22 protein-coding genes are annotated in these 23,433 nt (G+C 65.5%); 12 read left to right on the top strand and 10 right to left on the bottom strand.

All coding sequences use genetic code 11. From position 1 onward, the window contains the following. Window positions 1-448: 448 nt before the first annotated feature. Together BS38_RS0118785 and BS38_RS0118780 are read right to left on the bottom strand one after the other, a co-directional pair. A complete protein-coding gene (locus tag BS38_RS0118785) occupies window positions 449-1,777 on the bottom strand; it encodes a DUF4241 domain-containing protein (protein WP_081818971.1) in 1,329 nt (442 codons plus the stop codon). Between the two features lie 113 nt (window positions 1,778-1,890). After that, entirely contained in the window at window positions 1,891-3,477 is a 1,587-nt protein-coding gene (locus tag BS38_RS0118780; protein ID WP_028272202.1) for an alkaline phosphatase D family protein, read from the bottom strand. A gap of 289 nt (window positions 3,478-3,766) precedes the next feature. Here BS38_RS0118780 and BS38_RS26535 point away from each other — a divergent pair, with 289 nt between their 5' ends. The 3 genes from BS38_RS26535 (at window position 3,767) to BS38_RS0118760 (ending at window position 6,671) form a co-directional block, all read left to right on the top strand. Next, window positions 3,767-4,513: a hypothetical protein gene (locus BS38_RS26535; RefSeq protein ID WP_051629020.1), complete on the top strand. Its 747-nt coding sequence runs from the start codon at window positions 3,767-3,769 to the stop codon at window positions 4,511-4,513. A 107-nt stretch (window positions 4,514-4,620) separates the two neighbouring features. Next, window positions 4,621-5,541 carry an alpha/beta fold hydrolase gene (locus BS38_RS0118765; RefSeq protein WP_028272201.1) on the top strand — a complete coding sequence of 307 codons (921 nt, stop codon included), beginning with the start codon at window positions 4,621-4,623 and terminating at the stop codon, window positions 5,539-5,541. A gap of 281 nt (window positions 5,542-5,822) precedes the next feature. Continuing rightward, a complete protein-coding gene (locus BS38_RS0118760) occupies window positions 5,823-6,671 on the top strand; it encodes an esterase/lipase family protein (RefSeq protein ID WP_028272200.1) in 849 nt (282 codons plus the stop codon). A 69-nt stretch (window positions 6,672-6,740) separates the two neighbouring features. Here BS38_RS0118760 and BS38_RS27215 read toward each other — a convergent pair whose 3' ends face one another. Then, on the bottom strand, window positions 6,741-6,998 hold the full coding sequence (locus BS38_RS27215; RefSeq protein ID WP_156037181.1) for a hypothetical protein: 258 nt from the start codon (window positions 6,996-6,998) through the stop codon (window positions 6,741-6,743). A gap of 441 nt (window positions 6,999-7,439) precedes the next feature. Between BS38_RS27215 and BS38_RS0118750 the strand changes: the two genes are divergently transcribed. Further along, window positions 7,440-8,738, top strand: coding sequence for a S8 family serine peptidase (locus BS38_RS0118750; RefSeq protein WP_028272198.1), 1,299 nt, complete (start codon window positions 7,440-7,442; stop codon window positions 8,736-8,738). 22 nt (window positions 8,739-8,760) lie between these two features. On the opposite strand, the gene BS38_RS0118745 is transcribed toward BS38_RS0118750, so the two are convergent. Continuing rightward, entirely contained in the window at window positions 8,761-9,489 is a 729-nt protein-coding gene (locus BS38_RS0118745; protein ID WP_028272197.1) for a hypothetical protein, read from the bottom strand. A gap of 225 nt (window positions 9,490-9,714) precedes the next feature. Here BS38_RS0118745 and BS38_RS26530 point away from each other — a divergent pair, with 225 nt between their 5' ends. Both BS38_RS26530 and BS38_RS0118735 read left to right on the top strand, forming a co-directional pair. Next, entirely contained in the window at window positions 9,715-10,956 is a 1,242-nt protein-coding gene (locus BS38_RS26530) for an FHA domain-containing protein (protein WP_197024982.1), read from the top strand. Window positions 10,957-11,119: 163 nt separating this feature from the next. Continuing rightward, window positions 11,120-11,323 carry a cold-shock protein gene (locus BS38_RS0118735; protein ID WP_003806113.1) on the top strand — a complete coding sequence of 68 codons (204 nt, stop codon included), beginning with the start codon at window positions 11,120-11,122 and terminating at the stop codon, window positions 11,321-11,323. A gap of 108 nt (window positions 11,324-11,431) precedes the next feature. On the opposite strand, the gene BS38_RS0118730 is transcribed toward BS38_RS0118735, so the two are convergent. Together BS38_RS0118730 and BS38_RS0118725 are read right to left on the bottom strand one after the other, a co-directional pair. Continuing rightward, window positions 11,432-12,364 carry a patatin-like phospholipase family protein gene (locus BS38_RS0118730; RefSeq protein WP_028272196.1) on the bottom strand — a complete coding sequence of 311 codons (933 nt, stop codon included), beginning with the start codon at window positions 12,362-12,364 and terminating at the stop codon, window positions 11,432-11,434. A gap of 193 nt (window positions 12,365-12,557) precedes the next feature. After that, window positions 12,558-14,369, bottom strand: coding sequence for an SARP family transcriptional regulator (locus tag BS38_RS0118725; RefSeq protein WP_028272195.1), 1,812 nt, complete (start codon window positions 14,367-14,369; stop codon window positions 12,558-12,560). Between the two features lie 109 nt (window positions 14,370-14,478). Here BS38_RS0118725 and BS38_RS27435 point away from each other — a divergent pair, with 109 nt between their 5' ends. Further along, window positions 14,479-14,640 (top strand): hypothetical protein, encoded by a 162-nt coding sequence (locus BS38_RS27435; RefSeq protein ID WP_197024980.1) that lies wholly within the window; start codon window positions 14,479-14,481, stop codon window positions 14,638-14,640. Between the two features lie 104 nt (window positions 14,641-14,744). Here BS38_RS27435 and BS38_RS0118715 read toward each other — a convergent pair whose 3' ends face one another. After that, complete coding sequence (locus tag BS38_RS0118715; RefSeq protein WP_028272194.1) at window positions 14,745-15,092, bottom strand: hypothetical protein; 348 nt, start codon at window positions 15,090-15,092, stop codon at window positions 14,745-14,747. 201 nt (window positions 15,093-15,293) lie between these two features. Between BS38_RS0118715 and BS38_RS0118710 the strand changes: the two genes are divergently transcribed. Next, window positions 15,294-15,926, top strand: coding sequence for a DUF6318 family protein (locus BS38_RS0118710; protein ID WP_156037180.1), 633 nt, complete (start codon window positions 15,294-15,296; stop codon window positions 15,924-15,926). Window positions 15,927-15,939: 13 nt separating this feature from the next. Here the strand turns inward: BS38_RS0118710 and BS38_RS0118705 are convergent, their stop codons facing one another. Beyond that, window positions 15,940-16,245 carry a DUF1905 domain-containing protein gene (locus BS38_RS0118705; protein WP_028272192.1) on the bottom strand — a complete coding sequence of 102 codons (306 nt, stop codon included), beginning with the start codon at window positions 16,243-16,245 and terminating at the stop codon, window positions 15,940-15,942. A 97-nt stretch (window positions 16,246-16,342) separates the two neighbouring features. Between BS38_RS0118705 and BS38_RS0118700 the strand changes: the two genes are divergently transcribed. Beyond that, window positions 16,343-17,974, top strand: a complete 1,632-nt coding sequence (locus BS38_RS0118700) for an alkaline phosphatase D family protein (protein WP_028272191.1) — start codon at window positions 16,343-16,345, stop codon at window positions 17,972-17,974. A gap of 14 nt (window positions 17,975-17,988) precedes the next feature. Here BS38_RS0118700 and BS38_RS0118695 read toward each other — a convergent pair whose 3' ends face one another. Beyond that, complete coding sequence (locus BS38_RS0118695) at window positions 17,989-19,017, bottom strand: Gfo/Idh/MocA family oxidoreductase (RefSeq protein ID WP_028272190.1); 1,029 nt, start codon at window positions 19,015-19,017, stop codon at window positions 17,989-17,991. A 291-nt stretch (window positions 19,018-19,308) separates the two neighbouring features. On the opposite strand from BS38_RS0118695, the gene BS38_RS0118690 reads away from it, so the two are divergent. From BS38_RS0118690 to BS38_RS26525, 3 genes are all read left to right on the top strand, one after another. Then, complete coding sequence (locus BS38_RS0118690) at window positions 19,309-19,803, top strand: hypothetical protein (RefSeq protein ID WP_028272189.1); 495 nt, start codon at window positions 19,309-19,311, stop codon at window positions 19,801-19,803. A gap of 189 nt (window positions 19,804-19,992) precedes the next feature. After that, entirely contained in the window at window positions 19,993-20,259 is a 267-nt protein-coding gene (locus BS38_RS0118685; RefSeq protein ID WP_028272188.1) for a hypothetical protein, read from the top strand. Window positions 20,260-20,298: 39 nt separating this feature from the next. Then, window positions 20,299-21,087: a hypothetical protein gene (locus tag BS38_RS26525; RefSeq protein ID WP_051629018.1), complete on the top strand. Its 789-nt coding sequence runs from the start codon at window positions 20,299-20,301 to the stop codon at window positions 21,085-21,087. A gap of 18 nt (window positions 21,088-21,105) precedes the next feature. Here BS38_RS26525 and BS38_RS0118675 read toward each other — a convergent pair whose 3' ends face one another. Further along, window positions 21,106-22,350, bottom strand: coding sequence for a flavin-containing monooxygenase (locus BS38_RS0118675; protein WP_028272187.1), 1,245 nt, complete (start codon window positions 22,348-22,350; stop codon window positions 21,106-21,108). Window positions 22,351-23,433 lie beyond the last annotated feature (1,083 nt).

Raw genomic sequence — 23,433 nt, 5'->3', positions numbered from 1 at the left:
CTCTCACTTGGGCTTTAAGCGGCTGTTCCTTGCGAAGAGCGTGGGAGGACAGTTCAAAAGGCAGGATCCGTCCCTCCTCCAACCCGCCCTGGAATCGCACTGGGTCGACGACGCAGAGGTCCTCTACATCGGGAAAGCAGGTGCAGGAACTGTCGGCACTAGGGGACTCCGAAAGCGCCTTCAAGAGTTCGCTGACTTTGGCCGAGGGAAACCCGTAGGGCATTGGGGTGGGCGGCTGCTGTGGCAGCTCGCCGACTCTCAGTCACTGGTTATTGCCTGGAAAGTATTGGAGGCGGCCGAGGTCGATTCCGCCGAAGCCGAATACCAAGCAGAGTTCATCAGCATTTACGGTCGTCTGCCATTCGCCAACTTGGTCCAGGCTCGGTTCAACGGGGTCCAGTAACTGGGACGATTCGTCGCGGCGTTCGCTGCCACCGATGCGAAGTGCTTAGATGTGCCGGTAGCCGAGGTACTCGGTGACCTCGAGGACTGCGCCGGACGGGGGAGGTGCGTCCGGGTTCCAGGTCTTGCTGGACCTGCCTCCCGTGACGAAGGTGCCGAGCTGGTCTCCGTCCATCAGGAGTTCGCCGTCCGGTGCCAGCACCCGGAGGCCCGTGACGCGCTCGGCCTTGCTGCTGATGACGAACGAGCCGTCATCCGTGGCGATCTGAAGTTCTAGGCCGCCGAGTTCCGGGGTGCGGACGGGTCCAGACTGGAAGGGCACGCGGCTGGTGCGAAGGATGTCCTCGGCAAGGACCCTGAAATCGACAATCAGTGAGGCGAGACTTCCGTCTGCGGCCACACCCCAGTAGCACGGGTACATCCCGTCGCCGTACCCGCTTGAGACCACGGCCGCATCCGTCACTTCTCCGGTGAGGCCGAACATTGTGCCCGGTGTTCCCACCAGCAGTGCCGCTTGCTCCTGGAACAGCTCCTCGATGTGCTGGGCCTGGCATCCCACCAGCGACCCGGCGTCGAGGATGGCGACGTTCCCGGCGTCGACGCCCACACCTTCCGTGCCGTCAGTGAACTCGGCGGGGTGCCAGCTGACCGCTGGCGCCTCGAAGAGCCGCAGCCGAACGGCAACGGTCATCTCCGCCACGGTGGCGACGTCGACGGCGTACGTCCCCGGCATGATCCGCCGCGCCAGAGGGGCGAATCGCGCGTCGACAAAACCCAGGTCCAGGACCGCGAGCACGCCGGAGGCGCAGGTGAGTTCGCCAAGGTGGACGACTTCGAGCTGCGCCGGGTTGCCGAACGGTACCACCACCCGGCCGGCTGCAAACAACCCCGGAAAGTCGAGTTCCAGATGGGGCGGCAGGTCGGGGAGCGCGGCTTCAGGTGTTGCACCGAGCAGGAGTGCCTCGGCGGCCGCCGGATCGATCAATGGTTTGCCGGGCGGGTCGAGGAAGGCCGAGAGGTGGGAGATCCGCCAGCCGTCATCGCCGCGCAGCAGCCGGTACTTGTAGTAGGAGGTGTTGTTCCCTGCGGCGTGCATGACCGAGCGGGCCGTCGCAGTGTCGCCGTCAACCTCGATGCCGGTGATTTGTTCGGCGTCCGGTTGGTGCGCGGGAGTGGAACTCAGTGCACCTTCCTGGCCGGTGCGCATCCCCGGCGTGCCATGGGTGGCCACCAGGTCCGCCAACTCGTTTGCCCACGCTTCGAACACGCCGGGGTCGAAAGCGAACATCCCCGGCGACGTGCCTGACCGCTGCCAGCTGGCGTGGAAATCGGCCACGAAGGCCTCTATTCTGCCGCGGACCTCTTCCTGAGTCATGCGACACACCCTACCTGCACATTCAGCCACGACAGACGGAAAAACGACGGCGGGGCGCTCAGCAAAATTCCTGGCCACCCCGCCGTCGTCGTACCGGTTTTTCAGTGCAGATCTTACTTGGCGAGCAGCCCCGGCGCTCCGTCCTGGATCGCGAAGGAGGCCTTCGTGCTGACGGGGGATCCCGGCGTCGTGACGTAGTCCAGCACGCGGAAGTCAGCGGTCAGCGCATCCTTCGTAATGCGGGTGTTCACGTACCCGCGGTTGTCGTTGTAGAACTTCAGGTGCGGGTTCCAGGCCATGGTCGGGTCCGTCGTGGAGCCCGTCCCATTGCCGGTGGAGGTAATGGAGGTGCAGACCAGTTCGGAGCCGACCACGGGGGAGGCGGGGTCCTTGTAGTCGACCTTGACGTCGTTGGCCCAGTTGCGGTGCACGTCGCCGGTGAGGACCACCGCGTTGCGAACGTTCGCGTCCACCCAGCCCTGGGTGATGCGGCGGCGGGAGGCGGCGTAGCCGTCCCACCCGTCCATGGAGACGTCGTCGATCTCGGGTGCCTGGGCGCGGTCGCGTTCGGCGAAGAAGACCTGCTGGCCGAGGATGTCCCAGCGCTGCGTGGAGTTCTTGAAGCCGTCCAGAAGCCACTTTTCCTGCTCCGCGCCGGTGATGGTGCGGTCCTCGGCGAGGCGCTCGCTGACGTTCTTGCGCCAGCCGTCGCCGGCGAGCTGGTCGTCACGGTACTGCCGGGTGTCCATCATGTGGAAGTTGGCCAGCTGACCCCACTGCAGCGTACGGTAGATCTTCATGTCGGCACCAGCCGGCACGGACGAGGCGCGCAGGGGCATGTTCTCGTAGTACGCCTGGAACGCAGCAGACCGGCGCTGCCGGAAACGCTCGGTGGTGTCGTTCAGCTGGTTGGCGTCCTTGTTTTCCGGGACGTCGTCCGCCCAGTTGTTGTCCACCTCGTGGTCGTCCCAGACCACCAGCCACGGTGCGACGGCGTGCGCAGCCTGCAGATCGGCGTCGGACTTGTACTGGGCGTGCCGCTGCCGGTAGCCCTGCAGGGTAGTGGTTTCGGGCCCTTCGTGGTCGCGCGGATTGCCGCCGCCGATCACGTAGCTGCCCTTCTTGTACTCGTACAGGTAGTCACCGAGGTGCAGGACGAGGTCCGGGTGGTCCTGCGCCAGCCGGGAGTAGGCGGTGAAGTAGCCGTGCTCGGACTGCGCGCAGCTGGCGAACGACATGGCCAGCGCCGCCGGCGTCTCATGCAGTGCCGGGCTGGTGAGGGTGCGTCCCACCGGGCTGATGTGCTTGCCGGCGCGGAACCGGTAGAAGTACTCCCGTCCCGGCCGCAGGCCCTTGAGTTCGACGTGCACCGAGTGGGCGGTTTCGATCCGGGCGTTCTCGACGCCGCGGGCTACTACAGCGCGCATGCCCGCGTCTTCAGCCACTTCCCACGCCACCGCGACGTTGCGGGAGGGCATGCCGCCCAGACCGTCCTCCGCTACGGGGTCAACGGCCAGGCGGGTCCAGATCACGAAGCCATCCGGCCACGGCTCGCCGGAAGCAACGCCGAGCATGAACGGATCGGTGCGGAGACCGGCGTCGTCCGCGGTTGACGTAGCGAGCGCGGCCCCCGGCAGGGCGGCCACGAGACCGGCCCCAAGGCTGGCGGACAGAAGGGATCTGCGAGAAATGTTTTCCATGCAGTCGACCGTAGGGAGGCTGGTTGGACAGGTTCTGAGGGAGATATGAATGGGCGGTTAACTGCGTGACAAACATTGTCGAGCCGGTTTAGGTCCGGGAGTTACCCATTGTTATTACCCACCACCGCGGCCGGGATGAGGTTCCGAAGGGGTATCTTTGGGCAGGGGGGCCGTACCGGTCAAGTCCTACACCGGTGCCTGTGTTTGCCCGCGGCACGGCCGAGCAGCAACACATCTCCGGTGTCAGCGTCGACAGCGATGTCGTCATCATGACTGAGGAGAGTGACTGGTGAGTAACGCCAGCGAATGGGCTGCCACGCTCAAGGCATTCCACGAGAAACAACTGGACCGTCCCCGCCGGGTGTACCGGCTCGGCCGCACCAAGGTCATCTTTTCGGGTGGCCATGCCGCTTGCACCGTGGGTGCGGCAGTAGCGGCATCAGCGTGGGATTTTCCCAGCTGGGCGTTTTGGATTGCCATCGCTATCGGCTTTGTCGTGGGAAAGTTCCTCTTCCCGGTCCCTCGCAGCAGCGTAGCGAGCCGATATGGTTCCAAGGAGCTGGCCAGGAAATCTCCCGGCGATCTTGATTACATGACGCCGGCGGAGATCCGTGCCTACCAGTACAACGTCCAGTTCATCCAAAAGGGCGTTACCCCGTTGGCGCTGGGGACCGAAGAAGCTCTTGGCCGCCAGTCTGAGGCGGTCAGGACGGTGTCCCTGGCCGCGGGGGCTGACGGGGGGTTGTTGGCTCACCTTTCCCTCGCTGATGTCAAGGAGTACGGGCGTACTGCCGACCGTCACGATCTGCTTGAACGCCGATGGCGCCAATACGAGATGGACCCTCAATTGCAGTTCGATTTTCCCGCCATGACTGATGCTTCCCTCCCCACAACCTCGGCAATGATCAGGGCTAGGCACGCCGCTGGTCAAGAGAGAAACACAGGCAACCCGGCCGGCTACAAGCTGGCTGTGGACAGGTTTTCGCAGACCCTGGCAGCAGCAGAACAGGCGGCAGGCGTTCCGTACCAGGAGTAAAAACCACTGAATTACGACGGCGGCCGGCAGCAAAGCCTGCCGCCGTGTGGCACGGTCTCCACTAGCAAAGTGGTGACAGGTCAGCCCGTGAGTAATACCTTGGGTTCATGCAAGGCACAGCCGCCGCCATGCCGCAGCTCGACGGTGTGACCCACCGGTGGGTCGACGTGCGTGGGATAAACATCCATATTGCGGAGGCCGGCAGCGGGGAGCCTGTATTCCTGCTCCACGGATTCCCGCAGCACTGGTGGGAGTGGCACGGCGTCATTCCCCACCTGGCCAAGCACTATCGGGTGATTGCCGTAGACCAGCGCGGCTTCGGCTGGAGCGACGCGCCCGCGGGCGGCTACAACTCCCGGACCCTCATCGAGGACATCGTCCTGCTCATGGGCGAGCTGGATATCCCGCGGGCGCGGTTTCTCACCCATGACTGGGGTTCCGTCGTTGCCCAGCTCCTGGCGATGGAACGGCCCGACGTGGTCCAGGCCCTCGTTGTCACGGGCGCCCCGGACGTGCACATCAGGCCGAACGCCCGGCTACTGGGGCTCTTCCCCAAGCTCTGGCATGCCTTCGTTGTCGCGGCTCCGGGAATCGGCCCACGCCTGCAGCGGAACGAAAAGTTCATGCGGCACCTTTTCACGGCGTTCGAGCCCGCAGGCGGAGTGCCGGAGGAGGACATCGAGCTCTACCGTGCGGGGCTGTCCCAGCCCGCGAGGGCGCGAGCAGGCTCAGCCCTCTACCGCGGCACGATCCTCCCGGCGTTCATGGCTATCATTTTCGGGGCGTACGCCAAACGTGATTTCACGGTGCCGACCCTAGCCCTCATCGGTGCCAGGGAGCCGTCCGCGGCTCTTCAGGAGATGGGCCACCGGGCCGGACGCGGGGGCAACGTGACCACGGAGATCCTTCCCGGCGAGGGCCACTTCCTCGCGGACCACTGCCCGGAACTGGTTGCCGACAGGGCTCTGCGGTTCTTCGCGCAGGAGCGGGGCCGGAAGGCAGTGGGCGTAACGGACTGCCGTCTGTGAGCTGAACGCCCGGTTTGCACGTTTGTGCAGAGGCGCATGAGAGCTCTCTCAAGGCAAGGTGCGAGCCAAACAGCTACTGACCAGTAACAACAGTCGGAATCGGGCGTTTTATGGGCGGGGAGAGGGCACGGACGTGCGAGGCTTTTTTGCCGCACATTCGTGCAGCCCGGCTCAGGAGGAACGGCCCTGCTGCCTAGCATGGAAAACCGGCCGAGGCGTGGTGGCCACTGAGGACCATCACCGCCGGCCGCCCCCGCTGACACGCAAACAAAGAGGTTTCTATGTCACTCCTAGCAAGAACTCTGTCCATCGCCGCAGCCGCCGTCCTTGCCGGATCCCTGGCCGTTGCCCCAGCCCAGGCGGACACCTTGGACGTGGCGCCGCCGGGAGCCAACGACTGGTCCTGCAAACCCAGCGCCGAGCATCCGTATCCGGTCATTCTTGTGCCTGGAACGTTTGAGAGCATGGCGAAGAACTGGTCCACCTTGTCGCCGTACCTCAAGAGCGCCGGATACTGCGTCTTCGCCCTCAACTACGGCGAGACGAACGGCGTGTATGCCACCGCCCCGGTGGCTAACTCCGCGCAGGAACTCGCCCCGTTCGTGGATGCGGTACGTGCCTCCACCGGCGCCAAGAAGGTGGATCTCGTGGGCCACAGCCAGGGCGGAATGATGCCCCGCTACTACATGGGTTTCCTCGGCGGTGCCAACAATGTCAATAAGCTCATTGGGATCGCACCCTCCAACCACGGCACCGAAGGCGTCATCGTCCCGCCGCCTGGCTTTGTCGCGGATCCGAATTACACCGGCCTGGGCTGCGCAGCCTGCGCCGACCAGCAGGCGGGCTCGGCGTTCATGCAGAAGCTCAACTCCATCGGCGACACCGTGGCTGGACCGTCGTACACGGTCATCTCGACTGTTCACGACGAAGTGGTTATTCCCTACAACAGCCAGTTCCTTAGCGGCCCGGCACGGCAGGTCACGAACATCACCATCCAGGACAAGTGCCCGGCCGATCTCTTCGAGCATGACCAGACGCCGAACGACCCGGTGGTGCACCAGATCGTGGCCCATGCACTGGGCAAGCCTTCGGGTCCTGCAGACCCGGCCTATCAACCCGCCTGCATCTAGCAGTCGGCTGAACCACTGACGCACGGCGGGCGGCCGGCACCAAACGCCGGCCGCCCGCCGTCGCCATGACTACTTGGGGGAGTTCAGGGCATTGAATTGCTCCTGCCAGTGGGCCAGTTCCCTGTCGACGTCCCGCCTGCGCGACGGAGTCCACTTGGGCCAGATGTCAGAGGTGCTGCTGGCCCCGGCCGCGGGCTGTTCGGCGGCGGGCTGATCGGGGGCGGCCGGCTCGGGGGCGGGGGGAGTGTTGCGCGTGGAGCTGCCGGCGGGTTCCAGGGGCGGCTTCGGTTCGGAAGGCCCCCGGGGCGCGTTGGGCCTGGAAGCCACAAGGGGCTCTTTGGGCTTGGAGTTGGCAGCCTTTTTCCGACCGACGATCCGGTGCCAAACGTTCTCAAAGCAAACTAGGAGTCCGAGTACGCCCCAAATAATGCCGAGCAGGGCCGATACCACAACAAAATAGGCAATCCACAGCAGCATCCCGGCTAAAGGAATGAGGAAAATCAACATCTTTTAGAGGATGATTCGGCGCAGGAGGACCGGCTCGACGCTCTCGAGCCGTTGTGAGTTTCTTGCGGCCCGCCAGCTCGGCGGCGGATTGACTTTCAATGCCATCGTGATTGCCCCATTTACTGCAAGCATTCGTCATGAATGCGAACGGTGCTCCGGCGCATGCCGGCTTGTAGGTCACCCTACGCAGGGGGTCTGACAGTTCATGTGAATTGCCAAAAGGCACTATCCAGTGGGTGAATTCTGCCGCAAGATAACTGAATGAAACAGATCCTGGTAGCTAGTTTCGCAGCAGTAGTCATGGGCTTCAGCGGAATTGCCGCAGCGGTCCCAAGCAATGCGGTTCCGAGTAACGCAGCCTCAGAGTCCTCGCATATCGCGGGACAAATCATGGTTAAATTCCGCGACAATGGCGCGGCAGCCGGCGTGCTTCGCCAGCATGGGCTCAAGGAGGGTGCCGGCATTGGCAGCACAGGCGCTCAACTCATCAAGGTGCCGGCAGGCAAAGAATTGAACCTCATCGAAGCCCTAAACCGGAACCCGGCGGTTGAGTACGCCGAGCCGGACGAGATCGCTACCGCCGATACCGACGACCCATTCTTCCCCCGCCAATATGCGCTGCAGAACGATGGCCAATCATTTACTAACACCCTCAACACGCTGACTGTCACCGCGGGCGATAACGACGCTGACGTGGACGCCGTCGAAGCATGGAGCACCACTAGAGGAAGGGACATCCGAGTCGCCATTGTCGACTCAGGCGTTGCAAATGACCACGAGGATATTTCGCAGAAGGTCGTTGCGCGGATCAACTACAGTGGCACGAAGATTGTTAACCCTGAGGATTACGACAAATACGGCCACGGCACCCACGTGGCCGGGATCGTTGCCGCGGTCGCCGGCAACGGCAAGGGTGTCGCCGGCGTGTGCCCGGAGTGCAGCATCCTGGACGCCAAAGTCCTCAACGACAACGGATCCGGTTCCAGCTCAACGATCGCCCAAGGCATCGACTGGGCGGTGGCCAATGGTGCCAAGGTGATCAACATGAGCCTTGGAATGCGCGTCTCGTCACGCACGCTCGAGACGGCCGTCAACAACGCCTGGAACCGGGGTGTGGTGCTGGTGGCCGCGGCCGGCAACGCCGGTACTCCGGCCCAGATCTACCCGGGCGCCTACCCCAACGTTATTGCCGTCGCTGCAACAGATAACAAGGACGACAAGGCATCGTTCTCCAGCTACGGTGCCAAGTGGGTGGATATCGCGGCGCCGGGTGTCAACGTCTACTCGACCTTCCCGTTCCACCCCTTCGTCCTGGGTACGCAAAACGGCCGGTCCATGGGCTATGACATCGCCAGCGGCACCTCAATGGCCTCGCCGATCGTGGCCGCCACTGCCGCCCTTGTCTGGAGCTCCCAGGCCGACCCGGATAACGCAACCGTCCGGGCAAAGGTCGAAGCAAGCGCCGAAAGAAAGGCAGGCACTGAAACCTACTGGGCGAACGGTCGCGTGAACGCCTGCAAGGCCGTCGCGAAGCCCTTGGACGCTGGTACGTGCCCTTAGGGCTCCACTAGGGCAAGCGCCACTACGGGAAGGGACCTACGACGGCGGGCTGGCCGCCGTCGTACGTCCCTTCCGCGCGTGCCTTGATGCCGCGCAGCATGCCGACTTCCATGTAATGGTGGAACGGGTCAGCGACGAAAAAATCGATGCCGCGGGCCAGCAGCAGTGCTCCGGGCACACGATGCAGGGCAAACACGACTGCTTTGGTCAACACCGGAGCATCGGCCGCAGCGCCCTGAGCCGCTCCACTGATGTACCCCATCCCACGGCAGCGAACGATCAAGCGGGTGCGGTTCCCCGGGAGGGGACGCAGCACGAACGCCTCTCCCGCGACGAGGTGCCGGTTCGGCTCGATCTCTGCCACGGTCGCGTACACGCCACCGCCATAGGGAACCAGGTCGCCGACGTTGAGGTCCTGCAGTTCCGGGTGGATGCGCGTCGCCGAGTGCTTTCCTTCGACGTACCGGGCGTGGAACATCGCCCGTTCCACGCGGTCGTGCGTGTAGAACCCGGCGCGGTAGATCCCCATTTGCACTATCCAGGGCCATACGCTCTCCGGCGGCGCGTCGATGGTGATGGCCCGCGTGCTTTGGAACGCCGGGCGGGGCACCTGGTCATCACCGGGCAAAGGCTCCACGGCTTCCTCGCCCTGCGTTCCCCAGCGCAGCATGACCGGACGCCACACCAGATACGCCGCAACCTTGACGGCCACTACTCCGCCCATAACCAGCAATTTTGTGCGGTTTGCCATCCCGTTCACCTGCCTAGTGGTAGCAGCCGCCATACCTCCACCCTCTGCGTGATCCTGCGGCCGGGGAAGTGCCGAAAGTCCCCGGCACCCCGCCGTCGCGAACGGCCGTCCCATTCTTGTCAGCCCCACCCGCCGCGAGGAGACTTACTGTATGCCGTTCGCTAGCGCTGGCGGCGGTTTTTCGCCTCTCGGGGGCCGGCGCCCTCCTGGCTGGTCGGGGAAGTCGTGGATGCATCGGGGTTGCGGGACGAGTTCGTGGTGGTCAACGGTGAAGCGGCGGGACGCCGGCTCCGCATTCCGCACGGCACCTCCACCATCGGCAGCGGGGAAGGCTCACGGCTGCGCCTGCGGGTGTCCGGAGTCAGCCGCCGCCACGCCGAGCTGACCTCCCTGGAGGGCCGGACAATCCTTGCCGATCAACAGTCGCGCAACGGCACCTGGGTCAACGGCCACGAGATCACCTCGCCCACGGAGCTCGCCAACGGCGATGAGGTCCAGATCGGACAGGTGCTGCTCCGGTTTGTTGAAGGGACGTACGACGACGGCGGCTCACCTCCCGAGGCGGCCGGCCGGCCGGAGGGCCGCAGGCCCGCCCCTGCCGCCGCCCGCAAGAAAGGTCTGGGCGCGGCGCTGCTCTTCGCGGCCGCGATCAACGTGGTGGGACTGATCGGCAACAGCCTGACCGCGTTCCTGACCGAGCTGACCCCGACATGGACATGGTTCGTGACCCCGGCCATGGGCCTTGTTGTTGCCCTGGGCGGCGAGGCGCTCGACTTCCTCAAAGACAAGGCACAGCCGCCACCCAGGCGGCCCAAACCCCAGTACCGGCCGTCAATGCGAGTGCAGCCGTCGCGGCCCGCACGGCCTCTGAGGCCCGGTTACCCGGATGCCCACGCCGGGCCCTATGACAGCGGGACCGCGTATCCGTCTGCGCCGGCTGAGGCTGCGCCGCGTACGCGTTCCCGTCCACTGATCGCCACGGTGCTGGTGACCTTGCTCCTGCTTGGCGGCGGTGGATGGCTGCTGGCAGCCGGGGCGAGTTACGCCGTCGGATATTTCTCGGGAAACGAAGAGGGGACCCAGCGGCTGGCACGCCAGGTGGTGGCGGAAGCGCAGGGCGTCACGGTGACGGTGCTCGGCGTGCAGAGCACCGCCCACTTCACCCGGGTGGAGATCCACGTGCGTAACGGGACCGGCAGCTCCATGTCACTGCCCCTCTTCCACAACGCCATCCTCACCGGCCCGGACGGCACGACGTTCGACGCCGATGCGTTCCGCAGCAGCTGGCAGCCCGAAATACCGCCCGGGGGACAGCGCAAGGGAACCATCAACTTCGAGAGCCAGCTGCCTGACGCGGGCGGCACGGTCTCCCTCAGCTTCGTCACGGTGTTCATGCAGGGCTTCGACGGACCGCAGTCGATCACGGTCCCGGACATCCCGCTGATGCCCGTGGTAAAGCCGCTCTGAAAACCCGTGTACAGTAGAGACCGTTGTTGTGTTTGTATTTGGTAGTTCAGGCAGTACGCGGGGTCGAAAGTCCTCGTTCTTCTGAAGTAGCGGTTTTGAACACCCCACACCGGAGGACCCGAAAGTCGGGACAGTTCCTCCACCTTCACGAAGGACATAAATAATGGCTACTGGTACCGTCAAATGGTTTAACGCTGAAAAGGGCTTCGGCTTCATTTCCCCCGATGACTCCTCACAGGACGTTTTCGCACACTACTCTGCGATCAACTCCTCCGGTTTCCGCTCCCTCGAAGAGAACCAGAAGGTCTCCTTCGAAACCGAGCAGGGCCCCAAGGGTCCCCAGGCCGTAAACATCCAGGCTATCTAATTTCTTAGATACCCGGGACCGTTTAGGTTTCATAAAGCAGGACCTGCCGATTGGCAGGTCCTGCTTTTGTTTAACCAGTTCTTGCGGGGACTGATGATTTCGAGAGCATCAACGCCAGAATTCCGTGAGCTGCACGGCAAGGGCCCTGCCTTGCTCGTAACCCGCCCGGGCGGCGGGCGGGCGCAGCGACAGATCCATCGCATTGGCGCCGAACAGATGCTCGGAGCTGCTATCGGGGAAGATTGTTTCGACGCGGCTTCCGCGTGCGCGTAGTTCGTCGACCTGTGTTGCAAGATGCATGCCCCAGTCCGCCGGTGTCCGTGACCTGCCGCCGAACGGTGACAGCACCAGCACCCGTGCGTAGCCGGCTGCCAGGTCGGCATTGTCGGCGTTGGTTCGGTAGCCGCCGTCGATGTACCCGCTGCTGCCGATACAGTAGGCGAAGCCGCTGGCACAGCTGGCCGCGACGGCGTCCACCAGGTCGACGCCGCTGTGGCGGTCGAACACGACCGGTTCGCCGGTATGGGCGTCGACCGCGGTGATGAGCACCGTCCGTTCCGGCCAGTGCTGGCTGGGCAGCCGGGAGGCGACGGTATCGCGCCACCGCGTTTGCCCGGAGCCGTCCGACGCCGCAGCCATTTCGAGCGCTGCCGCACCCATTCTGCGGCGCATATCGGCTACATCCGCGGCGGCGGCGATGATGCGGCTCGTCCTCTCCATATGGTTCGCCGCCTGCCCAGCACGGGCGCGTCCGCCGTCGTATCCCCCCGGGGCGATCCGTTGCGGGAGTGCAGCGGAAAGGATGTCGGCAAGCAGCTGGGTGGGGCTCGTGCCGGTGATTTGGGCCGCGGCCGTCGATCCGGCCGAGGTGCCGATGATCAGATCAGCCTCGGTCACATCCAGCCCGGCTTCGAAAAGGCCCGCGACGACGCCGATCAGCCAGGCATTGCCTGTGGATCCGCCGCCACCGAGGACCAACGCCCGCCCAACGGAGGCCGTCGTTGACGTGGAGTTCAGGGGTGAAGAAGGTGTGGTGTTCATGGGAGTCGCCCTTCGCGAATTGCCTGTTTGGCACTCCCGGCGGCGACTACTTCAGCCGCGCGATCGTGGACTGCAGGGGAGCACCCACTGTGGATACTGCGTTCATGGGACTCACCTCCTGCCGAAAGATCACGATCCACGAAAGCTACCATGCCCGCGACGCAGTGCGCCACAGGGATCGTGCCCGTCAGTCTCAACCGCCGTGCCGTTGCTTGAGGAACGCCTCCAGGGCCGGGTTCTCGATCTCCTTCGCGAGCCACGGCACGGCCTGCGCGGCCACCTCATCGCCCAGCACTGCACGGTGGGACTGCGCCCGTACAGTGAACTCCCGCATTCCGCTCCGGCTGGCCAGCTCGGCGAGCTTCTCCACGAACTTTGACGCCCGCGGCGAGCCCATTGCCATGGCCACTTCCGCCGCCGTATCAAGCAGCCGGGCCGAGTACCAGAGGTACCACGGCTTGGGCTCCAGCCCCCGGTCTATCCAGTGCTCGGCCGCGGCCAGGTCGCCGTGAGCGAGGAACAGCCGCGCCTCGGCACCGGCCGCCAAGGCCATGTAGCAGTGGTCACCGGCCAGATCCGCCATCACCCAGGACCGGTCGATCATTGCCGCGGCTTCCTCCAGCTTTCCGGCAGCCAGGTAGGTCTCGCCCCGGACCCCGTCCACGAACGGCTCGAACGCCGTCCAGTGCTCCTCCGCAATCCAGACGAGGGCCCGGTCCAGGCGTGCCGCTGCCTGGTCCAGTTCCCCGCGGAGCAGGTGCACCCTGCCGAGCAGTGCCTCGCTGAACGCCTGCTGCCGGCGGTTCCCGATCGCTTTGGCCAGCTCGCCGGATTCGGTCAGCGCAGTCACCGCTTCCCCGTACCTCGCCGTATCGGAGGCCAGCATCCCCTGGATCGCCAGGACCCTCGCCTGCTCGTCGGGGAATCCTTCAGCGGCTCGCAGCGCCCGGTCCAGCCACCCGGCGGCACGGTCCGGAACACCGCGCTGCACGGACAAGTAGCCCAGTTCGCGGTACGCCGCGGCGGCAGTCCGGGAGGCGCCGTCGGGCCCTTCCGCCTGCAGCGCGCGGTGCAGGAAGTCCGCCACCTCCGCGCCGCGCCCGCCCGCCTGGTGGATCAGGGCGCCGGACAGGGTCACCAGGGATTCGGCGATCAGGTGGGCGTCGCCGGTGCGCTGGGCGAGGACCACCGCGAGCCGCAGCTGATCGAGCCCCCGGTCCACGGCGCCGGCCCAGAGTGACGCGCCGCCCGCGTCGAGATAGGACCTCACCGTCGCTGCGGTGGCCGGCATCCCCGGGTCCGCCTCCGGAACCGCATCGGACAGCGCCCGCCGGATTTCCGCGGGCAGCGGCAGCCCCAGCTCCTCGCGGTAGAGGTTCCCGCACTTGGTGACGTGCTCGCGGGCATGGCGGTGCTCGCCGAGGGCCACGAGCGCTTTGACGAGGACGGCGTTGCAGTCCGCGTGGAAGGGATCGCGCTGCAGTGCCAGTGATGCGAGCTCCGCCGCCTGGCCGGGAGCGCCCGACGCGAGGGCCGCCAGCGCTGCCTCGTAAAGAAGGGACTGGACCACGTTGTCCAGACGGTAGCGCTGGTCCGCCAGCCACGAGTCAAAGACCGGGGAATCGGCGAAGGTCAGCCCTTCCAGCAGTTGGCCGCCGAAGGTTCGCGGATCAACGCCCGGAACTCCGGCGGAATCGACCACTTCCAGCGCATCGCAGCGCCACGGCGGTTGAAGTGTCAGCCGCAGGGGATCGCCGGCCACCGTTACGCCGTCGAGCGTCCGGCGCAGCTCGGACAGGTTCCAGCGGAGGGCGCCCAGGGGGTCTTCGGCATCCGGGAAGAGCAGCGATGCCGTGCGGGAGCGGCCGGTGCCGTCCGCCTGCAGCGCGAGGTAGGCCAGCACCGCCCAGGCCTTGCGGCCCCTGGGCTGCAGGGGAGTTGCGCCGGGGGACTCGATCCGGGGCGGACCGAGGAGCCGAATCCAGTTCTCGGCCATACGGCTCATGGTACGCCGCAGGCTCTCCGGCGTCTGCGGGGCTCACACGTTTGCTCACACGCCGGCCGGACACACTGAAATCACCCAATCCGCACACACTCAACCGAGGTGCAACACAATGGAACTGATCGGCATCCTGCTTCTTGGACTCTGGGTTCTCAGCGTCACCGTCCGCGCCGTCCTGACCGACGGCCGTTGCCACCTGCCTGACATCCGCTCTACTGCGCCGTGGACGGCAGGCAACCTTCCCAGTGCGCCATACGCATCGCCGCGGATCTAGCCGGGTCCGACAGCTTCACCTCTTAAGAAAAGTACGACGGCGGGTGGCCGGCAATCGATGCCGGTATCCCGCCGTCGTGCGCTGCTTCCGACGTTCGCGGCGTATCAGCCGGCCCTGTAATCAAAAACAAGCGACGCAGGGAGGGGGGCTCGCAGCATCTCAGGGGTGATGCCGTGAATTGCCTGGATCTTCTCCCCGAACCATTGATCGTGCGGATCGCCCGAGTTCGCGGCGGTCTGGAAGGATTTGGCCAGATCCTCGGCTTCGTGGAACAGGCAGGCAAAGTCCCCCTGCGGGGTCTGCATGAGGCTGACGACTTCCCGGGTCAGGCCCATCCGCTCGCGGGAACGCCGGTGGTCCTCCTTGCGGGGGCCCTCAATCTCCTCGATGAGAGACTTCCACTCGTCCAGTTTCCCGGGCAGAATCGGCGCGAACCAGGTGATGCATTCCATGACAGGTCCTTCCACGCAGTTGCTTCAGCCCTGATGCGGCGGGGAGTCCAACCGCGGCTGTGCACCTGCATGCTAGTCCTGCGGAAAGACGCGGTACAGAGGCTTTGGATGGCTGGCCGGCTGTGGATAACTTCTCCGGGAAATCGTGACTTCCGCTAGCGTGGTCGGAACAGCAGGGCGCGGCCGACCGAGGGGATGAAAATGGCCGAAAGACTTCGCAGAACCCAGGCCACGGCTTGGACGCTGTGTGCCGTGGCGTTGCTGACGTCATGCTCCAACGAAGGCCCGCCCCCGCCGCAGCTTCCGACGTCCATATCTGCGACTGCGTCCCCGGCAGCCGATGCCACAGTGCCGCCAACCGCTTCCCCTATTCCCGCGGGGGCCCACGGGCCTGCCCGGAACGTCGTCCGGCCCGTCATGCGGCCCAATGGCGGTGACGAATCAAAGGAAGGCCTGGAAAACTTCACGCGGTACTTCTTCGATCTGCTGAGCTACGGCTTCGAGACGGGTGACGTCGATGACTGGCTCAAACTGACCGATCCGTCATGCAAATTCTGCTCCAACCTGGCAGGCGGAATTCGCGCCGGCTACGAGGGCGGAAAATGGCTTGGAGGCGCCAGGGTGTTCACCGAAAGCGTTGATGCGATGACGAAAGACGGGGTCCTGACCCGGAACGTCACGCTGCTGGTACGCCAGGAGGAGATCCGGTTTTTCAGCCCAGACGGGACTGAGACCCGCGCCCCCAAGGCACAGATCGAGCAGCCAACTGTGGTCTTCTTGAGCTACAGGGAGGGTGCGTGGTTCGTTGATGACATGGGGCGCCTGGTGGAGTAGCTCGGCAGCACGATCAGCCCTCGAGCACCAGGACCAGCTCTACGTCCACGTCATCTCCGGCGCGGATGCCGGCCGCGGTCCGGATGGCCTTCTTGACCGGGAGGACGTACGACTGGCTCTTGCTCTCCGGGAAGATCGACGTGGCCCAGCTGTTGCCCGCGATCGACGCCGTGACCTTCACCGAGCCGAATCCCTTGCGGAAGGGAGCGGCCTCGCCCTTGATCTCGTCCGCCAGGTCCGGCGGCAGCGTGATGAAGTGCCACCCGGATGCATCGGGGTAAAGCCACAGCTCGCCACGGAACGAGTACGTCGCAGTCACGATTTGAGTATGGCACCAGCAGGGGTTCCGGCAAGCCCCACCGGCGGTTAACACCCCCGCCATGATCGGTTCACCCGCCGCCGCAACGATAAGCAGCATGACTGCTTTCACCCGCCGAAATGTCCTCAAAAGTGCCCTTGCCGCCGCCGGTGCTGCCGCCGTCGTGCCCGCCGCAGCCTCAGCCGCGCACGCCACCAGCCATGCCGGCGTCGCGCTGGTCCGCAACCGACTCACCCTCCCGTCCGGTATCGCCACCGGCGATGTGACCGCCGATTCCGGCGTCCTGTGGTCCCGCGCGTCAGGCCCCGGACGGCTGGTGGCCAACCTGCTCGCCGTGGACGACGATGGTGTGCCGCTCCGCGGCGGCAGCGCCTTCCAGCGTGTGCTGCGGGGGAGCGCCGGCAGCGAAGCCACCGACTTCACCTCCCGGATCAACGCCGAGCACCTCCCGGCCGGCACCCGCTTCGCGCTCACCCTGCACTTCGAGGACGCTGACGGCAATGCCGGCGAAACCGCGCAGGGCTCCTTCAGCACCGCGCCCAGTCAGGGATTGCTCAGCAGCGGCCGCGCGTCCCGCAAACAGAGCTTCGTCTGGACCGGCGACACCGCCGGCCAGGGCTGGGGCATCAACGAGGAGATCGGCGGCATGCGCGGCTACGCGGCCATGCACGCCACCAAGCCGGACTTCTTCATCCACTCCGGCGACACCATCTACGCCGACGGCCCCATCGCCGCGCAGGTCACCGAGCCCGACGGGCAGATCTGGCGCAACCTGGTCACCGAGGAAGTTTCCAAGGTGGCCGAAACCCTCAGCGAGTTCCGCGGCCGGCACCGCTACAACCTGATGGACCGCAACGTCAGCGCCATGTACGCCGAGGTACCGGTGATCGCCCAGTGGGACGACCACGAAACCCACAACAACTGGTACCCAGGGGAAATCATCACAGACGCCCGCTACACCGAACGCCGCATTGATGTCCTCGCAGCGCGCGGGCGCCAGGCCTGGCAGGAATACCAGCCCGTCTCCGGCCTCAGCACCCGGATCGGCGACGGCAGCACCGGCTTCGAACCCGCCCGCATTTACCGCAAGATCTCCCGTGGTCCCCAGCTGGACGTTTTCTGCCTGGATATGCGCACCTTCAAGGACCCCAACACCGACGGCAAGGAAACGCACCTCACCCACATCCTGGGCCAAGAACAGGCCGACTGGCTCATCCGCGAGGTCAGCAAGTCCAAGGCCACTTGGAAGGTCATCTCCGCCGATCTCCCGCTGGGACTGATCGTCCCCGACGGCCCGGTGAACCAGGAATCCCTGGCCAACCGCGACGCCGGTGCACCCTTGGGCAAGGAACTTGAGATCGCAGGGGTGCTCTCCGCATTAAAGCGCAACCGGGTTAAAAACGTGGTTTGGTTGACCGCGGACGTCCACTACTGCGCCGCCCACCACTACTCGCCCGAGCGCGCAGGCTTCGCCGACTTCGATCCGTTCTGGGAATTCGTGGCCGGCCCTATCAACGCGGGCAGCTTTGGCCCGGGCGAGCTCGACGGCACCTTCGGCCCCGAGAGAGTGTTCTACAAGACCGGCGCCTACGCCAACCAGTCACCTCGCACCGGCGAAAACCAGTTCTTCGGCCACGTGGACCTCAACGAGGACGACGTCTTCACCGTCAGCCTCCGCAACGCCAACGGCACGGTTCTCTGGCGCAAGGAGCTTCAGCCGGAGCGGTAGGGGTTTCCCCCCGGTCAGTCCGCGATGTCCACCGACCGCCCTTCCGCGTCGCTGAGCCGGGCGGCGTCGAGGACTTCGAGCGTGTGGACAGCCTCGGCGCCGGGGACAGGTTCGGGCCCCTTGCCGGCAACGGCCAGCGCGAACTGCTCGTAGTAGGCCTGATAGGCGCCCTGTTCAGACGGCACGCGGACCCGGCCGGCCGCCGTCGTCAGCGTTCCCCAGCGGCTCTCCTCTTCGTAACCCCACGCTGCGGGATCGTCCGCCGGGCGTTTGCCGGCCATTGCCGCCAGGGCCTGGACGTCGGACTGCTGGGACACGTAACTTCCCGCGGAACCGAGCAGCCGCAGTTCCCGCGCGACCAGCCGGTTGCTCTTGGTGGCGGATACGTGGGACTTCACTCCGTTCCGGTGCGCGACGGTCACAAAGAAACCCGAGTCGGTGCGCCCGGCGTCCAGGTCCACCCAATCGAGCGTGGCATAGACGCGGGCGGCCGGGCCGAAGAGCCACAGTGCCTGGTCCACCAGGTGGCTGCCCAGGTCGCGCAGCAGTCCGCCCGCGGGGCCGGCTTCGAGGGTGTCCGGCTGGTCGAGGTCGAAGCGGGACTCGAACCGTGCCACCTTGCCCACTGCGCCGGAGTCCACCACGGAGCGAAGAGTCCGGATGTCCGTGTCCCAGCGGCGGTTGTGGAACACGTTGAGGATCACGCCGGCGTCCGCGGCCGCCTTCACCAGTTCGCGTCCCACCTCGGCGTTCGGTGCGAACGGCTTGTCCGCCACCACGTGCACTCCGGCCGCAACCGCCTCGAGCACCAGCTCGCGGCGCGTCTCCGGGGGCGTGGTGATGACTACTGCATCCACGCCGGCGGACAGCAGGTCGGTGAGGGAATCGTAGAGCGGCACGCCCGGGTACTCCTCCGCGGCCTGCGCACGGCGGGCGGGGGAGCGGGTCACGATGCCCGCCAGTTCCACCCCTTCCGCGGCCGTGATGAAAGGAGCGTGGAAGATCCGCCCGCCGAAGCCGAATCCAACGAGTCCAAGTTTCACAAGATCTCCTTCGTCCCCGTGAGGGTGTTTGTTCGCGCGTGGCGCAGTTTGTCCTTATGTTAGAACAAAGTGCCTCGCGTGGGGAAGGTCTGGGATATGAGGGGTCCGGGAATTTCTGTACCGGCGAGTAGAAACCGTGCTAGCACGGAAGTGCGGGAGGGGTGCCCGGATTCACCATGGATACATCGGAACGCGCGGGAAATACCGGCGAAACCGAAGCCTCAATCCAAGCCCGGAATCAACGGGCGGCACGCCTCATCCACTCGCATCTTTCCCCTCAGGAGTACCTTCATGTCCGACGCACCCACCACCAAGAAGTCCCACACCGTCCGCCGCAAGGTGGCCCTGCTGACCGCCATCGGACTCGGGGCGGTGGCGGCACCGTTCGCCCTTGCAGCCCCGGCCCAGGCAGCCGGCACCAACTACGCCTGCACGGTCACGCCGCTCCGGCCCGTGTTCGCCGGCCACAACTCCGCGGGCGTGAAGCTGGTGGACTACCAGATCCAGGTCCGCTGCAGCACGGACCGCTACGTCAACATCACCCAGCAGCGTTGGGAGGAAGACGACTGGCCCAACGGCGACGACCACCTGGGCACCTCGACGTTCAGCCGCCACCTGAACCAGTACAGCGGAACCGTGACCATCCACAATGTCCGCACTCTGGTGGACGGCGAGATCGGCAACGAGGAGATCTACCAGAAGGTCAGCTTCCAGGAAGGCAGCAACGGCGTGTGGTCGCCGTACACCGGCTGGTACACCAGCGGCGTCACTTCAATGTCGAACTGACGCCCCTCCCCGGGGGAGCTGCTGCGCCGGCTCCCCGCAACGCCCAAGGCCCGGTTCCCCCAGCCGGGTCTTGGGTTGTTAACCCGGCCGTCCGCGCCGTCGTCGGGCGCTATTTGCTCCGGTGACGCCCCGCCCCGTCCAAAAGTGCGGGACACTGGAAGTCACACCACCACGAAAGCGGACCACACTTTGATGAATCTCCAGCAGGATGCCGACGGCTTTATCAGGATGAGCCGGCACTTCCCGGAAAAAGTCCGGATCGCCGTCACCTTTGCCGACGGCACCACGGAGGAACTCTCCGGCGGCAGGCTCAACAAGGCCTATGACGACGCCTTGGCCGAGTTCCGCGCCCGGAACCACCTGGACGCGAAGGGCTTCTCGCGGTCGCCGAAGAAGAAAACCAGCTCGGGAAACAAGATCGAGTTTGTCCCTGTCCACCCCGGCATGGGCGACTGACCCCGGCCGCACGTTCCCGGATCACGAGGAAGGCAGCCCATGGGACTGAACGGAGAACCGGGTACCGGACTGACGGACGCCGATGGCTCCGGCAGGCTCGACCCGCTGCTCTATCCGTGGGATCCGCCCGAGACCTCGGGCGTTATGGGCCGTGACGGCTTCCTGACCCTGGACCTGGCGGACCTGAATGAAGCACTTGCGGACGCCAAGGCTGCGCCGCTGGAGTCCCGCTCCCTGGTGGTCTCCATCGGCTCGAATGCCAGCGCCGAGGTGATGCGGCGGAAGTTCGCCGCCTACCACCAGCCGGTCAGCCCGGTCCTGCCCCTGGTCCGCGGGCAGCTCGGCAATATCGCGGTGGGCCACTCCGCCCACGTGAGCCGGGCCGGCTACATCGCCGCCGCACCGTACCCCCGGCCGGGGGAGTCCACCACCGTGTGGGTTTCGTGGCTGGACGAACTCCAGCTGCTGGCGTTGGACGAAACGGAGCCCAACTACCGGCGGATACAGCTCGACGGCGACGCCTGCCCGCTCGCGCTTGACCTCGGCGACCGTCCAGAGGACTTTTCGCTGTTCACCTCGCGCTGGGGCATCCTGACCGATGGCGACGGCGGGACACTTCCTTTCGTGGACCAGCCGGCCCTGTTCGGGCTGCTTGCCGGAAGCGGTACGGGGGAGCAACTGGAAGCGGGGCAGTCCGTGTTCGACGGGCCGCCGGAACTCGTGGCCGAGCAGCTTGCCCTGCCGTCGGTCCAGGCGTGGGCCAAGGAATGGTTCAGCTCGGCCGGGCTGGCCGCGGCGGTGGACTTCGACGGGCTCTGCTCCGGATAGCCCGCGTCTGCTGCGGCTTCAGCTGGCCGCGATGTGCTCCGCAATGTACTTGGCGTCGCGACCCACGCCGGCCACGATCGACGAACCATGTCCGGTCAGCCACGGCAGCCCCACGGCGTACAGGCCGGGGTGCTCGGTGACGCCGCGGAGGTGCCGCGGGTAGTTCCATTCGTCCAGCACCGGGATGTCCAGGATGCCGAAGTCCAGCCGGTAGCCGGTGGCCCAGATGACTGACGTGATGTTCGCAGCTTCGAGGTTCAGCCGCGCCGGTTCGGCCGGCAGCCAGTCGTCCTTGCGGGGCGGCTCAGCTTCCGGCGCCGTCATCCCGGCAGCAGCAATGTAGGCATCGAACATCGGCCGCATGCGCTGGTAGAACGTGCGCTCAACAACGCCCAGGCGCTCCGGAAGGTCGTCGCTGAAGGTGAGTTCGCCGTCGTCGGCTGCTTCCAGATGGCCGTGCAGACGGACGCCCTGGCGGCCGAGGTCGCGCAGGTGGATATCGTGGCCGCCGTCAGCGCCGGAAACCAGCGGGTTGCACATGAAGCGCGCGGCGGGGGAGGGCAGCTGCCCCACGGTGAGGCCGTTGAGCCCGTACTTGGGCCCGTGCTCGGCGAGCTGCATCATCCAGAAGAGAAGGTCCTGGCCGCGGTACCGGCGGGGTGCTTCCGGGCAGGCGGACACCGCCAGATGGATTTCCCGGCCGACGGCGAGCAGTTCCTCCGCGATCTGACCGCCCGACTGTCCTGTCCCCACGATCAGGACAGCCCCGTCCGGCAATTGCTCCGGATTTCGGTAGCTGTCGGTATGCAGCTGCAGGATGCGGCCCGGGAACTGCGCGGACAACGCGGGGATTTTCGGTTTCTGGTAACCGCCGGTGGCCAGCACCACGTGGCGTGCCCGCCAGACGCCCCGGGACGTCTCCACGTTGAAGCCGCCGTCCTCCGCCGCTGCGATGCGCCTGACGTCCGTGCCGGTCCGAACCGGCGCGCCGATGGTCTCCGCATAACGCCGGAAGTACTCGATGAGGTCGTTCCGGGGCATAAAGGCCTCCGGAGCGGGGCCTTCGTACGGCATGCCCGGCAGCGTCAGTGAGAAGTTCGGTGTGTTCAGGCAGAACGCGTCCCAGCGGTCCTGCCAGGCACCGCCGAGGGCGACACGCCGGTCCAGTAACTGATGTTCGACGCCGGTCCGGTCCAGCCAGTAACTAGTGGCCAGGCCCGCCTGCCCGGCTCCGATAACAAGGGTGTCCTGCATCGGTCCCATGCAAAAACCATACGCCCGGCGGGGCAGGTTTCAAGGGGGTGAGGGTCCGCTCCGGAATGGGCCGGGAAGTGGCTGCCGGGAGCCTTGGATGGCGCCTGGACAGCGGCCTTCATGCCGGCAGCGCGAGCCGGCGGCCCGGCGTCGTACGTAATTTTCCGCCGGTACAGCGGCCGAGATCTGGTTTGCCTCCGCAGTCTGCAACAATGCTGGAGGTGTCCGGACGGCTCAGCGTCCGGCACCATCTGTTTTTGCGGCCGGACCCGTGGGGAAACAACCACCGTCCCGCAGTTTTGCGAGGCTCCCATCTGGTTTGAGACCGGTGTACGGGCAAAGGCGCTCGACGCCGGCCGCTTCGAGCTCGACGCCGTCAATGGGAGGCTCGGACTGCCCAGCCTGACGCTGTGGCCGCGGCCCTGGAATTACATGGTGACGACGATCGGGACTCCCTACCCCTAAGGAGTGGGTGTAGGACATCGACCGTACCTGCAGGTGCAGGCGCTGCCAGGGGACAGATAGCCGGGTGTGACCCACTCCATAAAAGTCCGACGCCGGCCACTTGGCCTTTTGGGGCGGTGAGGAGGGTTGGGTTTCCGTGTGTTTGCGGGGTTTTTGGTGGTGTGGGTGTGGTGTTGGGGGTGGATTTGTGCGGGGTCCTCTGGCCGTGTAAAGTAATTCGAGTCGCCGCCGCTGATGCGGAAAGATAGCGACCGACCCCCTTCTGAATGGCCTGAAAAACGGCGTCTTTACTGGCGTGCGGAAACCGGGTGGGGATCCTTCCTGTGGTGCTTGTGGGTGGCGGAAACGCCGGTTTGCATAGCGGTCCGGGATCGGGTAAGTTTGGAAAGTTGCTCCGGAGCGATCCGCGACTGAATGGCCTGTTGGTCTGGTTGTGGTGGTGCCGGGTGTGTCTGTTGTTTGAGAACTCAATAGTGTGCCAAGTTTGTTGATACCAATTTTTTGTATTGAATTGGTTGAATTGACTGGATTGTCCATCCCGTGGATGGTCTGGTTTTTACAGCTGGTTTCAAATTTTGTGCATTGTGTGTATCCCGTTTTCCCGGGGGCGCATGGTGTGTCTGTTTT

The organism is Arthrobacter sp. UNC362MFTsu5.1, assembly GCF_000685965.1.
Taxonomy (GTDB): Bacteria; Actinomycetota; Actinomycetes; order Actinomycetales; family Micrococcaceae; genus Arthrobacter.
Note: the sequence above shows the minus strand (reverse complement) of the source record. Positions and strands in the feature narration are given on the sequence as shown.

What these genes read in the sequence shown, in the direction of transcription:
- BS38_RS26525 (WP_051629018.1), top strand. Translation starts at nt 20,299, where the DNA reads ATGGGACTGAACGGAGAACCGGGTACCGGACTGACGGACGCCGATGGC.
- BS38_RS0118765 (WP_028272201.1), top strand. Translation starts at nt 4,621, where the DNA reads ATGCAAGGCACAGCCGCCGCCATGCCGCAGCTCGACGGTGTGACCCAC.
- BS38_RS0118700 (WP_028272191.1), top strand. Translation starts at nt 16,343, where the DNA reads ATGACTGCTTTCACCCGCCGAAATGTCCTCAAAAGTGCCCTTGCCGCC.
- BS38_RS0118690 (WP_028272189.1), top strand. Translation starts at nt 19,309, where the DNA reads ATGTCCGACGCACCCACCACCAAGAAGTCCCACACCGTCCGCCGCAAG.
- BS38_RS0118780 (WP_028272202.1), bottom strand. Translation starts at nt 3,477, where the DNA reads ATGGAAAACATTTCTCGCAGATCCCTTCTGTCCGCCAGCCTTGGGGCC.
- BS38_RS0118710 (WP_156037180.1), top strand. Translation starts at nt 15,294, where the DNA reads ATGGCCGAAAGACTTCGCAGAACCCAGGCCACGGCTTGGACGCTGTGT.
- BS38_RS0118750 (WP_028272198.1), top strand. Translation starts at nt 7,440, where the DNA reads ATGAAACAGATCCTGGTAGCTAGTTTCGCAGCAGTAGTCATGGGCTTC.
- BS38_RS0118735 (WP_003806113.1), top strand. Translation starts at nt 11,120, where the DNA reads ATGGCTACTGGTACCGTCAAATGGTTTAACGCTGAAAAGGGCTTCGGC.
- BS38_RS0118745 (WP_028272197.1), bottom strand. Translation starts at nt 9,489, where the DNA reads ATGGCAAACCGCACAAAATTGCTGGTTATGGGCGGAGTAGTGGCCGTC.
- BS38_RS0118760 (WP_028272200.1), top strand. Translation starts at nt 5,823, where the DNA reads ATGTCACTCCTAGCAAGAACTCTGTCCATCGCCGCAGCCGCCGTCCTT.
- BS38_RS0118730 (WP_028272196.1), bottom strand. Translation starts at nt 12,364, where the DNA reads ATGAACACCACACCTTCTTCACCCCTGAACTCCACGTCAACGACGGCC.
- BS38_RS27435 (WP_197024980.1), top strand. Translation starts at nt 14,479, where the DNA reads ATGGAACTGATCGGCATCCTGCTTCTTGGACTCTGGGTTCTCAGCGTC.
- BS38_RS0118715 (WP_028272194.1), bottom strand. Translation starts at nt 15,092, where the DNA reads ATGGAATGCATCACCTGGTTCGCGCCGATTCTGCCCGGGAAACTGGAC.
- BS38_RS0118785 (WP_081818971.1), bottom strand. Translation starts at nt 1,777, where the DNA reads ATGACTCAGGAAGAGGTCCGCGGCAGAATAGAGGCCTTCGTGGCCGAT.
- BS38_RS0118675 (WP_028272187.1), bottom strand. Translation starts at nt 22,350, where the DNA reads ATGGGACCGATGCAGGACACCCTTGTTATCGGAGCCGGGCAGGCGGGC.
- BS38_RS0118725 (WP_028272195.1), bottom strand. Translation starts at nt 14,369, where the DNA reads ATGAGCCGTATGGCCGAGAACTGGATTCGGCTCCTCGGTCCGCCCCGG.